This window comes from Alteromonas sp. 5E99-2 (assembly GCF_017368475.1).
GTDB lineage: Bacteria > Pseudomonadota > Gammaproteobacteria > Enterobacterales > Alteromonadaceae > Alteromonas_F.
The window spans coordinates 71,856-87,242 of the sequence record NZ_JAFNJE010000007.1 but is presented as its reverse complement, the minus strand read 5'-3'; the positions used below and the strand labels follow the sequence as shown (position 1 = coordinate 87,242).

The following is a 15,387-nucleotide window of genomic DNA, read 5'->3' as shown; positions in this document are numbered from 1 at the left end:
AAAACGGGGTAAAAATGGATACCATTTTCTCCCGAGGGCCATCGTTAGCTACTCGGCTAACGATGGCAGTAATACTGTCTTGTACATTGATTTTTGTTGATCATAAACTCGACGGCTTTCAGTCTACTCGTCTATATCTAAATTCGGCGCTCAGTCCACTTCAGTACATCGCAAACCTGCCTAGTTTGATACTTAATTTAAGTGCAAAGAAACTCACCTCCCATCAAGATTTGGTTGCCGAAAATCAGCGGTTGACTGATCAATTGTTTATCGCAGGCGAAAAGTTACAGAGATTTGCTGTTTTAGAGCAAGAAAATAAAGATTTACGGGCTTTATTGGATGCACCTATTGCAGCGGACTATAAGAAAATTATTGCTGAATTAATGTCTGTTGACCGAAATCCTTTTTCTCGCCAAATTATGATCAATAAAGGAACACTTAGTGGTATTTATCGCTCTCAAGCATTAGTTGATGAATTTGGTGTAATAGGGCAAGTGATGGAAGTGGGTACAACCAATAGCAGAGTGTTGTTACTTACTGACGTGACACATAGCATTCCAGTGCGGTCATTGCGTAATAATATTCGTTTTATTGCTAGCGGTAGCGGCGGTATTAATGAATTATTTCTTGAGCATGTAACCCACAGTTCAGATGTTGCAGTAGGAGATGTATTGGTATCGTCTGGTTTAGGAGGCGTTTTTCCAGCAGGGTATCCTGTGGCTAAAGTAACCAAAGTGGATAAAGATGAAAGGCAAGAGTTTGCTACGGTATTGGCAATGCCCCTTGCGGCCCTTGACCGCATAAAATATGTATTACTTTTGGAACATGAAACTTCCTTTCAAAATGAGGAAGTACAATGATGGCTAGATTTTTTACTATTCCTTTTTCGATTATAGTGGCCTTGGTACTACAAATCGTTCCACTCCCAGCGTTGGTTGATATATACCGCCCTGATTGGGCATTAATCGTTTTGTCTTATTGGGCCATGGCTTTGCCTCATCGCTTAAACGTCGCGGGCGCATTTATCACTGGTATTGGCTTAGATATTCTATTAGGTACTCCTTTAGGAATACATAGTCTTGTGTTGAGCATATGCGTGTTCATTTTGGTTGCTAATTATCAACGTTTACGAAACTATTCAGTGTGGCAACAGAGCATTGTGATTGCCCTTCTTAGTGCGTTTTATCATTTGCTTCAGTTTTGGCTACTGCACTTACTTACTGACATTTATTTTAGATATGACTATTTAATGCCAACAATAACATCAATGGTGTTTTGGCCATGGGCTTTTTGGTTCTTGAGGCGTTTACGGCGCCAATTGAAACTAAAATGACGGATACTATTATTCTTGCTTCGGCATCGCCTCGTAGAAAAGAGCTGCTCAATCAAATTGGTATCAAGCATATAGTCTGTGCTGTGAATATTGATGAGTCACCTTTACTGAAAGAAACACCCACAGAGCTAGTGTCTCGTTTAGCACGTGAAAAGGCCATTGCTGCGCAGGGTTACCTAGATTTTCCTAATCAAACTATATTGGCCGCAGATACTATTATTGAGTATCAAGGTGTCGCTATTGGTAAACCCAAGAATGAAAGTGATGCCATAGACACCTTGTTGTCTATGAGTAACAAAAGCCACAATGTTAGTACAGGCTTTTGTTTACTTAACGACACTAAAGAATACAGTGAAATAGTGACCTCCGAAATTACATTTGGTGAAATCAGTGAGCACCAAGCTAGAGCCTATTGGTTAACTGGAGAACCGAAAGATAAGGCTGGCAGTTATGCCATTCAAGGGCTTGGTGCAATGTTTGTATCTCGTATAGTCGGAAGCTATAGCGCGGTAGTAGGGTTACCCTTGTTTGAATGCAGACAAGCATTGATACAGTTTGGAGTAGAAGTATGAGTGCAGAGTTACTAATTAATGTTACGCCTTCGGAATCTCGAGTCGCCTTAATAGAAAACGGAATTTTACAAGAAATACATGTAGAGCGGCACACCAAACGTGGACTCGTGGGGAATATTTACCGAGGCAAAGTCAGTCGTGTTTTACCGGGTATGCAGGCGGCTTTTATTGATATTGGTTTAGAAAAGGCTGCATTTCTACACGCCTCAGACATTGTTATACATAATGAAATTGTTGATGAAGTCACAAAAAGTCAAATAGAAAAGAACGATATTCGATTCCTAGTGAGAGATGGTCAAGATATCGTAGTACAAGTGGTAAAAGACCCTATTGGCACAAAAGGAGCGCGTTTAACCACAGATATTACTATTCCTTCCCGCTATTTAGTGTTTATGCCTAGTGTTACTCATGTTGGTGTGTCTCAAAGAATAGAAGAAGAAAGCGAACGAGAGCGGTTAAAGTCATTAGTTCAAGGCTATTGTGACGAACAAGGTGGTTTTATTCTGCGCACTGCCGCAGAAGGTGTTAATGAAAAAGAATTAATGTCAGACGCTGCTTTTTTAAAGCGCTTATGGAGTAAAATTCAATCTCGTCTGAAAAAAACCAAGACGAAATTACTTTACGAAGATTTACCCCTAGCACGTAGGGTATTGAGAGACTTTGTCGGTACAGAGTTAGATCGCATTCGTATAGATGCAAACTTAGCATACCAAGAGTTACTTAACTTTACTCAAGAGTACGTTCCTGAGCTGAATGCAAAATTGGAGTATTACAAAGGCGACCGGCCAATTTTTGATTTATATGATGTTGAAAATGAGGCACAGCGGGCGTTAGAAAGGCGTGTAGATCTGAAGTCTGGTGGTTATTTAATTATTGATCAAACCGAAGCGATGACCACCATTGATATCAACACTGGAGCTTTTGTTGGGCATAGAAACTTAGAAGAGACCATATTTAATACCAATATTGAAGCAACGCTAGCTATTGCTCGTCAGCTTAGGTTAAGGAACCTAGGTGGTATGATACTGATAGACTTTATTGATATGACGGAACCAGACCACCAAAGACGTGTCTTACACTCTTTAGAAGTTGCTACAGGTAAAGACCGTGCAAAAATAAACATTCATGGTTTCACCGCGTTAGGCTTGATTGAAATGACAAGAAAGCGCACAAGAGAAAGTATAGAGCATGTTTTATGTGGAGAATGTCCGGTTTGTAAGGGGCGTGGCTCGATCAAAACCATAGAAACAATTTGTTTTGAAGTGATGAGAGAAATTGTACGGGTTAACCGCGCCTATGATGCAGATCAATTTGTTGTATATGCTTCTCCTGCTGTAGCGGAGGCGTTACTGGGAGAAGAGTCACATATGCTGGCTGAATTAGAAGTGTTTGTTGGTCGACAAATCAAAGTGCAAACCGAACCACTTTACAACCAAGATAAATACGACGTGGTAATGATGTGACAAATGTTTCAGGTGTAGCGTCTTACACTTTAAAAAAAGTATGGCATTGCGTAGCCATTTTGTTGGTTATTTTTGCTGTGCTTTTAAGTTTATTTAGGCTTGCCCTACCTCATTTTGACCAATACAAACATTGGGCAGAAGAGTTTGTTGCGGAAAAATATGCTGTTAATCTGATGATAGGTGAGATTAATGCAACTTGGCGAGGCTTAGGTCCTAGTATTGTTCTTTCAGATGTTGTGATGTCACAATCTGAATCTTCGCCAGTTCACTTTAGCGTAGAAAAAGTGTGGGTAGATATTAACTTTTGGCAAAGTGTTAATGAAGGCATACTTATCTCCGATCGTTTTGATATCAAAGCCCCCAAACTCATAGTAATACCAGATAATTTTGTTTCAGAGACAAGTAACGATTATCCCATAGTTAAAGCCTTGAAGAACCTTTTTCTTATCCAGCTGCAAAGTTTCACAATTGCAGAGGGAGAGGTTATTGTCAAAACGCCATCTCAAGAAGAACTTTATGAAATAGATGAATTAGCTTGGTATAACAATGATGAGTCCCACAGAGGCAAGGGTACCATTCGGGTAAAAGAATTAACCAATAACTCTGCGTCTTTTCTCGTCGAATTAACTGGCGATACAAACAGCTTATCAGGCACTTTTTATGCAAAAGCAGAAGAGCTAGATATTTCTCCGTGGTTTAATGAATGGGTCACAGCTCACTATCCGCTACAAGAAAGTAGGGCCAATTTATCCGCTTGGCTTAGTATCGATGACAACGTGCTCGATCAGCTGCATATCGATTTGGGTCACTCTACACTAAGTTGGAGTGGAAACGAGGAAATTTTGTTAACTGAAATTAACGGCGGAACAATTCAAGCTTTACCCGATGACAAAGGTTGGAATTTTCGTGTTGATCAGCTCGTTCTTAGCCAAGAAGGTAATGCGCTCGTTGGTGATTTTGTAGGGCGCTCAGACGCTCGAGGCAGCGCCGTTATAAATATAGTCAAGCCTATTCCTTTGCAACCAGTAAGCTCTGTTTTGTCTCTGTTTACGGGGGATCAATTTTCCGAACAATTACTCAATATGAATATGGGGGGTGAATTATCGACGTTGCAAGTAAAATGGGAGTCTCAAAACCCTTCTATTCTAGCTGAGTTTCACGATGTGTCTTGGGAAGCTGTTGACACCATACCGGGCGTTGACTCATTAGATTTAAATGTCCTTTGGGATGGAGGTAAAGGGCGGGTTGATGCGCATGGGGAAAACACAACGTTAGATCTGAGAAATCTAAATGGGCAGATTATTTCAGATGCAAACCTAGATGCTAATGCTTATGTTTATTTTGACCAAAATGCACTGACGCCTAGCTGGACTATAAACCTGCCTAAATTAAACTTAGCTAGTAATACAGTATCTTTCGATGCTGAAGCTGAATACCAGTTGGCTTCTAGTTTTATGCAAGTTGCGCTAAGCGTAGACCCACTGTCGGTTAATCAAGTTCCAGATTTACTGCCAGGCGCTATTATGAATAAAAATGCGGTAGACTTTTTATCAGAGGCTCTTTCCGGGCGAGGTGACATAGAGGCCGCTGATTTAATATGGTCAGGAAAACCTCAACATTTCCCATTTAATGAAAACCAAGGGATTTTTCAGGCCTGTGTTGCAGTACGTAATACTGATTTTGCTTTTTCTCCTAAATGGCCAATGTTGACAGAATTGGACATGACATTGTTGTTTGAAAACAATGGGTTATTTATGCAAAGTCCAAAAGGATATTTAGACAATGTAAAACTACAAAATGCAAATGCTGTGGTGTCGTCTTTAACTCGTTCAAAAAGAATAGTTATTTCCGCTGAGGGTCATTCGACAGGTAAAAATGTTGCGTCATTATTACAAAAAACAACCTTGACTAAACTATCGAGTATTCTGAATGAAAAAGTATTAATAGACGGTGAGCTAAATGCATCATTGAATTTAGAGGTGCCTTTTGAAAAAGGTGGATTAGTTACTGCTCATGGTGCTATTCAGTTACAAGATTCCACTGTAAGTGTGCCGAATATTAAGGTTGATTTTGAGAAATCAAATGGTGTACTTAGTTTTAATAATAGTGATATTTCTGCCGTCGAAATGAGTGGGTTACTCTATAATCAGCCTGTACTAATGTCTTTGACTGGTATGCAAGCGACGAAAGATTACTTACTCGATATAGATATTAGCGGTAGCTGGAATATCGATAAAACCTTTGATTACTTTAACTTACCACTGACAGAACAACTTGACGGCGAATTTCAATGGAATGGCAAAGTAAACAGTGTCTTGACTGATACTGGAGTGACCTTTGAAGGGAAAATAATAACGGATTTAGCCGGTGTTTCTTCAGAGCTGCCTGGGCCTTTGTATAAATCAGCAGATGATACGCAAATGTTGATTGTTGATGTGACGGGGGAAACGGCAGAGTCTCAGTTGACTCTCTCGCTGGGTGACGATATTGAGTTTAAAGGAACACTAAATCATACGCCCTTAACCTTTACTAGTTCCTTACTGACTATAGGTAATAGTCATAATTTTATACCAACTGAAGACCACGCCGTATTGGCGTCGCTACCTTTTGTGCAATTTGAGCCGTGGGCTAAGTTACAGCAGAACGTAAATGAACATTATGCATCGGCGCCTAAACGAGATGTGAGTTTACTAACTATTCCTCAGCGAATTTACTTAGATGCTACAACGCTAACAGTAGCAGGACTGAACTTCGACAACGCACGAGTAAATGCTCAGCAAGAAAACAATAATTGGCGAGTTGGCCTTACGTCTAAGCAAGCCATAGGAAACGCGTTAGTGCCTGACAAATGGCTTGACGAAGGAGTGGACATATTTGCCGAAAAACTGCATGTGACATTGAAAAACGATGTTGAAAATGACACATCAGAGAAAAAGCCCTTAGATATATCTTTTCCAATCAGCTTCAATTGCGACGATTGCAGAGTGAACGCATTGGATATAGGCAAAATTGATTTAGCATTGAGCCCAAGTGAAAATGGTGTGAATATTGATCGGCTTTTAGTCAATAGAAATAATATATCACTTAATGTCACTGGCGGTTGGAATACAGGTGATAATAGCGTTACCTCGTTAAATGGCCATTTAAAAAGTGATGATTTTGGGCAATGGCTAGATTCGTTAGGGTTAACCTCGGGCATAAAAGATTCAGAAGCAGATGCGACCTTTGATATCAACTGGTCAGGCTCGCCCACTGAATTTGATTTAGCAAACCTTTCAGGCTCATTGGATTGGGAGCTAAGTGACGGCTATTTATCGCAAGTGAGTGATAAAGGAGCGCGAATATTCACCTTGTTTAGTTTAAATTCACTGGTGCGAAAACTGAGCTTAGACTTCCGAGATGTATTTGCACAAGGGTTCTTTTACGATGGTATAAAAGGCACCATGAACATAGAAAATGGTAGGGCAAGTACCCATGACACTATAGTCGACGGCGGTGCAGGTGAAATAGAAATAGTAGGTTACAGTCAACTCGACACTGAAACCTTGGATTACAATATTAATTTCACCCCCAATGTAACAGGGAATCTACCGTTTTTAGTGTATTTCCTAGCAAGCCCTCCTACTGCACTAGCTGCGTTAGCATTAGATCAAGTTCTGACTTCAGCCAAAGTTATTTCAAATATAAATTATCAATTAACAGGAACATTTTCAGAGCCCGTTGTACAAGAGGTCGATCGCGATAGCAAAGACATTCAACTTCCTGCACAGCAAAATTCACCAATAGATGATGTGCCATTGCCCGCTACAGAAGTTCCTCTAAGTGAGTTGGGTGGAGTAAAAGAGAATGTCGTGCAAAGTTAATTTAGTTGCTGTTCAAATGACATCAACACCCAATCCAGATGAAAACTTAAATTGGCTCGAGGGTGAACTGCGTGAGGCGAATTTAGTATCGAATTCAATTGTAGTATTACCTGAGTGTTTTAGTTGTTTTGGTGGTGGGACTAGTGAACAGCTTAAGTATATTGAACATTATGATAGTGGACATATCTATGCCTGCTTACTGAACATTGCCGCAGAATTTAAGTGCCATTTGTTCGCAGGCAGCGTGCCGTTAGCTAGCGCGACAAACAATAAATTCTATGCGGCTTGTCGCTATATTGATGGCAGTATAAAAGGCGAAGCAAAGCAGCGTGCTATATACAACAAAATGCATTTATTTGATGTCTCTGTGGGAGATAACACAGGTAGCTATTGTGAATCTGATACAACCTTAGCCGGTGAAGATATTGTTGTTATCGATGTGGACGGGCTTAGAGTTGGTGTTGCAATTTGTTATGATATTCGTTTTTCTGCTTTGTTCGATGCTATGGGGGCAATTGATGTTTTGGTATTGCCAGCCGCGTTTACTGAGGTAACGGGCAAAGCACACTGGGAAGTGCTGTTACGAGCACGAGCAATAGAAAAACAGTGTTTTGTTGTTGCAGCGGGCCAAGTTGGTCGGCATTGTAATGGCCGTGAAACTTTCGGGCACAGTATGATAGTGTCGCCTTGGGGTGAAATTCTAGTACAACAAACCCATGCAGTGGGCGTTGTACAAAAACAGGTAGATATGCAATCGATTGCGAGTATTAGAGCGTCGATGCCAGTATACCAACATGCTAAATTTAGGAGCGATTTTGTCAAATAGCGTTGTAGACGACTTACTAACCCAGTCTAAGCTGGATCAGTCCCTGTGCCAACAAGCCATCGATCAAATGCTGTCGCACAAAGTAGACTTTGCCGATTTGTATTTTCAATCTAGTCAGCATGAAAGCTGGGTGTTGGAAGATGGAATTGTTAAAGACGGAAGCTTCAATGTAGAAAGGGGAGTCGGTGTACGAGCTATCTCTGGTGAGAAAACAGGTTTTGCTTATTCTGATGATATTCAGTTAGATGCGCTTATGAAAGCAAGTGCAGCTGCGGCTAACATTGCTCCCAAAGGTGGTACGCTAAACTGTAAGGCGTTTGTACAAGGGACTTATCCCGCTAAATACAAAGACAGTAACCCGCTAACCTCATTGCAAGACAAAGAAAAAATAGCCTTATTGAAAGCCACAGATAGCTATATTCGAAAGCATGCGCCCACAGCGTCGCAAGTTGTTGTTAGCCTTTCAGCAGTGCACGAACATATTTTAGTTATGGCCAGTGATGGTACTTTTGCTACAGATATAAGACCTTTAGTTAGACTTAACTGTTCTATTTTGCTTGAAGACGGTGACCGAAGAGAGCGAGGCTCTGCCGGTATGGGCGGACGTTATGCTTATGATTTTTTCTCTAGCACAGAAAACAATAAACCTCGATACGAAAGCTTAGCCGATGACGCTATTCACATGGCAGCTGTGAATATGCGCGCCATTGATTCACCAGCAGGAACAATGCCTGTAGTATTAGGGAATGGTTGGCCAGGTGTTTTGTTACATGAAGCTGTTGGCCATGGTTTAGAGGGGGATTTTAACCGAAAAGGCTCTTCTACATTCAGTGGTAGAGTAGGTGAGCAAGTTGCAGCAAAAGGCGTAACCGTAGTTGATGACGGCACATTGGATAACCGTAGAGGTTCTTTATCTGTTGACGATGAAGGCACGCCAGCAGGTTACAATGTATTGATAGAAGATGGTGTTTTGAAAGGCTATATGCAAGATAAACACAATGCTCGTCTAATGGGGGTTGAACCCACAGGAAATGGCAGACGAGAGTCCTATGCGCATTTACCTATGCCTAGAATGACCAATACCTATATGTTAAACGGGTCACACTCAAAAGAAGACATTATAAGCTCAGTTGAGCGGGGTGTGTATGCACCTAACTTTGCTGGCGGTCAGGTTGATATTACTTCTGGTAAGTTTGTATTTTCTAGCGCAGAAGCGTATTTAATTGAAAATGGTAAGGTAACGTCACCGATAAAAGGCGCGACTTTAATTGGCAATGGTCCAGAGGTTATGCAGCAAATATCCATGATTGGAAATGATCTTGCGTTAGATAATGGTGTTGGCGTGTGTGGTAAAGATGGCCAGAGTGTTCCTGTAGGAGTGGGTCAGCCAACACTTAAAATAGATGCGTTAACTGTAGGCGGAACTGCATAGCAAGTAAATACTTACTATGCTATTTGCTTATTCACTGTCTAGTTGATCTTTGAGATATTGAAATAAAGCCCGATAGTGTTTTGGAGGTGCGTTATTTGCACGTTCCTTCATAACCTGTCGATAGTTTTGGCGCAATGTTTGTCGAGACAATGAAGGATGAGCTTCTAATGCAGCTTGAATGGCTTCATCACCTTTTTCTACAATATTATCTCTTAGCGTCTCGATATAATGAAAGTGCGCATTGGTTTGCGCATGCTTTGCTTCGATTTTGCTAAAGGACTCGAGTAAAGGTTCAATGTCTCTAAAACGAAGTAATTTTCCAATAAATTGAAGTTGCCTGCGATAACCATCTTTTTTACGGTTAATTCTACGAGCAATCATGATCGCTTCTTCTAGCTCTTCATCCAACGTAAACAAGGCCAAATGAGCAGGAGAAAGAAGGACTATTTTTTCACCGAGCTTTTGTCGTTCGGCAGATTCTTGCTTTAATTGTGTTTTACTGACGAACTGATCGTCATCGTCTATATCGCTCATTTGGTCACTTTAAATGGTACACTTAGGTAAAGTGTAACGACCACTCGACCAATAGGGTAGTAAAACTTTACATTCTCTTTATAAAGTGGCGAAAACCCAGTTCATTCTAAGGAAATCTATGCAAATTGAGCACACTTTGTCTGATAGTAAGCAAATTATTGAAGACGTTATAAAGCTCGCGACGAAAAATGGTGCTAGCCAAGCAGAAGCCAGTATGTCAAAAGTACAAGGTATTGCGGTATCGTCCCGCCTTAATGAAATCGAAAATGTAGAATTTACTAACGACAGTAGTTTGGGGATTTCGGTTTATATGGGGGCGAAAAAAGGCAGTGCTTCAACCGCAGATTTAAGCCCAGCAGCGTTAGCGCTAGCGGTAGAGAAAGCCATACATATTGCTCAATACACTGGGGAAGACCCATGTAATGGTTTGGCCGATGAAGCCTTGATGGCAAAAGAGTTCAGTGATTTAGAGTTATATCACCCAATCGAGCTTGATACACAAATGGCCATGGCTAAAGTACTTGAAGCCGAGGCCGCTGCATTAGATTACGATGACAAAATTACCAATTCAGATGGCGCAACATTTAACGGTAATATTGGCGCCAGCGTTTACGGAAACTCTCATGGTTTGTTAGCTGGACAACCGAGTTCTCGTTATAGTTTAAGCTGCATGGTGATTGCTTCTCATGAAGAAGATATGCAGCGGGATTACGCCTACACTGTCAGCAGAAATTTCGATCATTTAAGCCAGCCTAAGGCGGTTGGAATAGAAGCTGCAAAGACCACTGTGGCTCGGTTAGGCGCAAGGAAAATACCTACTCAAGAATGCGCAGTGTTGTTCAGTAAAGAAATCGCATCAAGCCTATTTGGTCATTTAGTTTCTGCAATTAGCGGAGGAGCCTTGTATCGTCGTTCGACTTTTTTGTTGGACCATTTAGGTAAACCTTTGTTTCCTTCATGGCTGACCATTGAAGAGCGACCTCATATTAAATGTGGGCTTGCCAGTAGTAATTTTGATAGCGAAGGTGTTGCTACTCAAGACATGGATATTATTCAAGAAGGAAACCTAGCCCATTATCTTTATGCTACATACTCAGCAAGAAAGCTTGGTGTTAAGTCGAATGGACACGCTGGGGGAATTCACAACTGGTTTGTTGGGCATTCTGGTCACACAGATGAGGCAATGCTCGCAGAATTAGGCACAGGGCTTCTGGTGACCGAATTAATGGGACAAGGCGTGAATACCGTAACCGGAGACTACTCTCGTGGAGCTGCGGGTTTTTGGGTTGAAAATGGGGTGATTCAATTCCCAGTTCACGAAGTGACTATTGCAGGCAAGCTACAAGATATGTTTATGGACATTAGGGCTATTGGCGCTGAGCGCGAAGTTAGAGGAGCGGTACAAACAGGATCTGTGTTAGTAAACACTATGCGTGTAGCGGGAAGTTAATTCCGCTACACGAGAATGATATAAAGAAGGTTACGAGTCTACAGAACCACAGAAGCGATAACCTTCGCCGTGAATTGTAACGATAAGCTCATCTTTAGATGGATCTGATTCAAAGTGTTTGCGGATGCGTCTAATTGTCACATCGACTGTACGGTCATTAGGGCGAAGTTCTCTGCCGGTCATTTCCATAATTAATTGCTCACGAGTGAGAATTTTCCCAGGGTTACTAAGGAATAAATGTAACGCTCTGAATTCACTACGAGGAAGTCTAAATTCTTTGCTTGAAGGTGAGATTAGTGCGCGGCTATCGCCATCTAATGTCCAACCGTTGAAACTTACGCGACTTGGCAAGTCATCGTCTTCACTAGAGTTAGTGGTTCTTGCTAATAAGTTACGAGCTCGAATAGTCAGCTCACGAGGGTTAAAGGGCTTAGTTAAGTAATCATCCGCGCCAATCTCTAAACCTAATATTCTGTCAACTTCGTTGTCTCTTCCCGTTAGGAAAATTAAACCAACATTTTTTCTGTCGCGAACTTCCCTGGCTAAAATTAAACCATTTTTGCCTGGTAGGTTAATATCCATTATGACTAAGTTGATATTATGATTTTGGAAAAAATCATGCATTTGTTCGCCATCTTGGGCTTCAAAAACACTATAACCTTCTGCTTCAAAAAGGCTTTTTAATGTTGTGCGAGTAACATCTTCATCTTCAACTATTAAAATGTTGGGCGTTTGCATGATCAATCTCTGTAATCTTCTAGTCTGATTTATTGTTATACGTTAGATATTAAACGTACGTCGTTGCATTGCAAGTCTTCTCTATTGTTAATTATGTACTTTTTACAGGAAACATAATAGTAAACTCTACTCCTTTCCCCTCTTCGCTTGTTACAACGATTGAGCCATTCAATGCTTGTGTTACTAAGTTGTAAACAAGATGCATACCTAAACCAGAGCCTCCTTGACCTCGTTTGGTGGTAACAAAAGGATCAAAAATACGTTTTTTGATGTTTTTAGGTATTCCTATGCCATTATCACGAAACACCATCTGAACTGTATTGGGACCATCTTTCTCTATTATGAGTTCAATTTTACCTTCAGTACCTTTTTCAAAAGCATGAATCAACGAGTTAATAACTAAATTTATGACAATTTGATTTATTGGTCCTGCTTTTGTCTTTACATTAAGTGCGTCATCACATTTGACTATGAGTTTATGGTTTGTCTTTTTAATTTGAGGACCTAAAGAAAGAATTATGTCATCTAGCAATTGTTTTATATTTACCACACGATCGATTTCGGAAGTTTGGTCAACTGCAACTTGTTTAAAGCTAGAAATGAGTTCAGCGGCACGATTTAAATTCCGATAAATAATATTGAGATTTTCTTCCCCTTCATCAATGAACTGCGCCATGCTGCTTGCTTTTAATGTTCTTGTTTCAAATTGCTCTTTAATGACAATAAGTCTATCTAACATCATTGTTGATGCGGTTACACCTAAACCAACTGGGGTATTCACCTCATGAGCAATACCTGCAACCATATCTCCTAAAGATGCCATTTTCTCATTTTGTACAATTTGACGCTGAAATTGATGTAATTTCTCTAACGTTTGGATAAGCTGATTGTTCGCATCTTTTAGTGCTTCAGTTCTGTCATTAACCATTTCTTCTAGGTTGGTGTTTAGTGCTTTATATTCAACAGTTGTATTTAACTGTTTATTTATAAGTTCTTCAAAACGATCAATCATGCTATTGATTGCTGTTACTAGTATGTCGAGCTCTAAAAAGTTAGATCGTTTTACTCGTTGGCTATAATCCTTTGTTAAGTTCATTTTCCTTAGTAAAGATAAAATATTTTTAATTGGAGTGATAAAAATAGACTGTAGTTTTAAGGTAATAAGCACCCAAAGTAACATAATGGCACTATAAGCAATGCTATAGTCAATGAGGACTTTTCTCACTATGGTCCGCTTTTCATTTAACTCTAAGCGAAGGTAAAGGTAACCTACTTTCTTTTTATCAGCGATTACAGGAAATACTAATTCCGCGATGTTGTCAGTGAAAGTAGTATTGATGAGCTGCTCTAGCTGATCTAATTTACTTTCAACGCTCGCCTGCCCTGCACGGTTAAAACTGGTATAAAAGTGCTCGCCTTTAATATTGTTTACTCTATACACATGGGCATTGGTAACATTGGGATAATGAACAAGAGATGCTAAACGACGAGTAACTATGTCGTTGTTGTCGTTAACTAAGTCGTCTGAAATGTTTTCAATTACAATATTGCCAATAGTATTGAGTTCACTTTGGGCTTGGTTCTTTGCGTACAGTAGTTGGGCGTTTAATGATAAAATCGCACTGACAATGATTGTCATGCTAATAATAGAAACAGTAACCCACATTGTTATGCTTTTGAATGACACATTTTTTGTGTAGTGCAACATAACCGGTTCCTGTTAATTTTTATGTCGTTAGATATAGTTACATTTTATTATAGAGTGCTTCGTAGTTATTACACGATCCTTGCCAAGTGAATAGTGTCATCATGCCTCTTTTTTGCACTTTGCTAAGTTCGCAAGGTGCTTCATGATAGAACAATAAGGCCCGGCGTAAACACGCTAATAAGTCTTCAGATGTGGGGTTATGGAATGTGAACCCTGTTGCTGTTTTGGGATTTTCGTGAATATCGACCACAGTATCTTTTAAACCACCAACAGCTCTTACAATGGGTAAAGTACCATAGGCTAAGCTATACATTTGGTTTAGTCCGCAGGGTTCAAATTGAGAAGGCATTAAGAAAAAATCAGCACCGGCTTCTATCTTGTGCGCCATTTCTTCACTAAAACCGTTAAAAAAGGCTAATTTATCTGGATGCTTTTCTACTAATTCATTTAATGCCATACATACAGATGGATCACCGGTGCCAGCAATCAAAAGCTGCACCTTATGCTTTAACAATTCAGGAATAATGGGGAGTAAATAGTCAAATCCCTTTTGTTCTGTTAATCGGCAAACCATACCAATAACAGGAATGCTTTTTGATTGAGTTACGTTAAAGCGCTCTTGTAAATCGGTTTTGCAGTGTGATTTTCCAGTCAATGAGCTCGCAGAATAATGGCTGACTAGATAAGGGTCTGATGCAGGATCCCATGTGTCATAATCACAGCCGTTTAGTATTCCAATTAGATCGCTACTACGCAAAGATAATATTTCATGCAAGCCATGGCTGCCTAAAGGCGTTAATAGTTCCATAGCGTAATTGGGACTCACTGTTGTTATCTTGTCTGCAAAGGTCAAACCCATTTTCAGCATATTGATATAGCCGCTATGTACCTGACTCAAAATAGCAGGGTGGTGCATTAAAAAAGGAATTGAGTCTAATCGTGCGACACCTTGAAACGCTGCGTTATGAATAGTCATTACACTACGGACTTTTTGTAAACATTGTGCAGTGTTGTGTTTCAGAAGAAATGGCAGAACAGCGGTATGCCAATCGTGACAATGAATAATATCGGCTTTGATATCTAAATGTATTAGGCTGTGCAGAATTGCCCCTGAAAAGAAGCTAAACCGCTCTCCATTGTCATCAAAGGCATTGTATTTGTCGTTGTATAAACCGTCACGGTCAAAATAATCTGGAAAGTCAATTAGGTAGAGCTGTGTACCTCGCCATTCGGTACTTTTAATATCGAACTCATAGCTGCGGCCTTGAGAAAGCAATGGTTCACTTATCTTTATTGTTTCAGAATTCGCAAGCTCTGGACTGTCTTTTAAGGCTTTGTAATAGGGCATAAACACAATCGTATTGTGCCCCCGTGAAGCAAGCTCTATAGACAAAGCCTTGCCTACATCGGCAAGACCTCCGGTTTTGACCAACCCTTCAACTTCAGAAATAGCGAAAACAAGATCCAT

General features: G+C 40.3%; 12 protein-coding genes. 8 read left to right on the top strand and 4 right to left on the bottom strand.

Going from position 1 to position 15,387, the window contains the following annotated elements:
* The first annotated feature begins 14 nt into the window (after positions 1–14).
* From mreC to tldD, 7 genes are read left to right on the top strand one after another with little or no spacing between them, the layout of a single operon-like run.
* A complete protein-coding gene (gene mreC, locus J3L16_RS09110; RefSeq protein WP_207612658.1) occupies positions 15–860 on the top strand; it encodes a rod shape-determining protein MreC in 846 nt (281 codons plus the stop codon).
* Complete coding sequence (gene mreD / locus J3L16_RS09105) at positions 860–1,333, top strand: rod shape-determining protein MreD (RefSeq protein WP_242698770.1); 474 nt, start codon at positions 860–862, stop codon at positions 1,331–1,333. The genes mreC and mreD overlap by 1 nt, the downstream gene beginning before the upstream one ends.
* Positions 1,330–1,905, top strand: a complete 576-nt coding sequence (locus tag J3L16_RS09100; RefSeq protein WP_207612656.1) for a Maf family protein — start codon at positions 1,330–1,332, stop codon at positions 1,903–1,905. The genes mreD and J3L16_RS09100 overlap by 4 nt, the downstream gene beginning before the upstream one ends.
* Complete coding sequence (gene rng / locus J3L16_RS09095) at positions 1,902–3,368, top strand: ribonuclease G (RefSeq protein ID WP_207612655.1); 1,467 nt, start codon at positions 1,902–1,904, stop codon at positions 3,366–3,368. The genes J3L16_RS09100 and rng overlap by 4 nt, the downstream gene beginning before the upstream one ends.
* Positions 3,365–7,231 carry a YhdP family protein gene (locus J3L16_RS09090; RefSeq protein WP_207612654.1) on the top strand — a complete coding sequence of 1,289 codons (3,867 nt, stop codon included), beginning with the start codon at positions 3,365–3,367 and terminating at the stop codon, positions 7,229–7,231. The genes rng and J3L16_RS09090 overlap by 4 nt, the downstream gene beginning before the upstream one ends.
* Positions 7,215–8,057, top strand: a complete 843-nt coding sequence (locus J3L16_RS09085) for a carbon-nitrogen hydrolase family protein (RefSeq protein ID WP_207612653.1) — start codon at positions 7,215–7,217, stop codon at positions 8,055–8,057. The genes J3L16_RS09090 and J3L16_RS09085 overlap by 17 nt, the downstream gene beginning before the upstream one ends.
* Positions 8,047–9,489, top strand: a complete 1,443-nt coding sequence (gene tldD / locus J3L16_RS09080) for a metalloprotease TldD (RefSeq protein WP_207612652.1) — start codon at positions 8,047–8,049, stop codon at positions 9,487–9,489. Before J3L16_RS09085 ends, tldD begins: the two co-directional genes overlap by 11 nt.
* A 27-nt stretch (positions 9,490–9,516) precedes the next feature.
* Here the strand turns inward: tldD and yjgA are convergent, their stop codons facing one another.
* Positions 9,517–10,023, bottom strand: coding sequence for a ribosome biogenesis factor YjgA (gene yjgA, locus J3L16_RS09075; RefSeq protein WP_207612651.1), 507 nt, complete (start codon positions 10,021–10,023; stop codon positions 9,517–9,519).
* Between the two features lie 118 nt (positions 10,024–10,141).
* On the opposite strand from yjgA, the gene pmbA reads away from it, so the two are divergent.
* Positions 10,142–11,473, top strand: coding sequence for a metalloprotease PmbA (gene pmbA, locus J3L16_RS09070; RefSeq protein ID WP_207612650.1), 1,332 nt, complete (start codon positions 10,142–10,144; stop codon positions 11,471–11,473).
* 30 nt (positions 11,474–11,503) lie between these two features.
* Here pmbA and arcA read toward each other — a convergent pair whose 3' ends face one another.
* The 3 genes from arcA to glgA form a co-directional block, all read right to left on the bottom strand.
* Positions 11,504–12,211 carry a two-component system response regulator ArcA gene (gene arcA, locus J3L16_RS09065; RefSeq protein WP_207612649.1) on the bottom strand — a complete coding sequence of 236 codons (708 nt, stop codon included), beginning with the start codon at positions 12,209–12,211 and terminating at the stop codon, positions 11,504–11,506.
* A gap of 91 nt (positions 12,212–12,302) precedes the next feature.
* Positions 12,303–13,919: an ATP-binding protein gene (locus J3L16_RS09060; protein ID WP_242698769.1), complete on the bottom strand. Its 1,617-nt coding sequence runs from the start codon at positions 13,917–13,919 to the stop codon at positions 12,303–12,305.
* A gap of 37 nt (positions 13,920–13,956) precedes the next feature.
* Positions 13,957–15,387 carry a glycogen synthase GlgA gene (gene glgA / locus J3L16_RS09055; protein ID WP_207612648.1) on the bottom strand — a complete coding sequence of 477 codons (1,431 nt, stop codon included), beginning with the start codon at positions 15,385–15,387 and terminating at the stop codon, positions 13,957–13,959.

Coding starts and splice junctions, on each gene's coding strand:
- mreC (WP_207612658.1), top strand. CDS start 15: ATGGATACCATTTTCTCCCGAGGGCCATCGTTAGCTACTCGGCTAACG.
- mreD (WP_242698770.1), top strand. CDS start 860: ATGGCTAGATTTTTTACTATTCCTTTTTCGATTATAGTGGCCTTGGTA.
- J3L16_RS09100 (WP_207612656.1), top strand. CDS start 1,330: ATGACGGATACTATTATTCTTGCTTCGGCATCGCCTCGTAGAAAAGAG.
- rng (WP_207612655.1), top strand. CDS start 1,902: ATGAGTGCAGAGTTACTAATTAATGTTACGCCTTCGGAATCTCGAGTC.
- J3L16_RS09085 (WP_207612653.1), top strand. CDS start 7,215: ATGTCGTGCAAAGTTAATTTAGTTGCTGTTCAAATGACATCAACACCC.
- yjgA (WP_207612651.1), bottom strand. CDS start 10,023: ATGAGCGATATAGACGATGACGATCAGTTCGTCAGTAAAACACAATTA.
- pmbA (WP_207612650.1), top strand. CDS start 10,142: ATGCAAATTGAGCACACTTTGTCTGATAGTAAGCAAATTATTGAAGAC.
- arcA (WP_207612649.1), bottom strand. CDS start 12,211: ATGCAAACGCCCAACATTTTAATAGTTGAAGATGAAGATGTTACTCGC.
- J3L16_RS09060 (WP_242698769.1), bottom strand. CDS start 13,919: ATGTTGCACTACACAAAAAATGTGTCATTCAAAAGCATAACAATGTGG.
- glgA (WP_207612648.1), bottom strand. CDS start 15,387: ATGGATCTTGTTTTCGCTATTTCTGAAGTTGAAGGGTTGGTCAAAACC.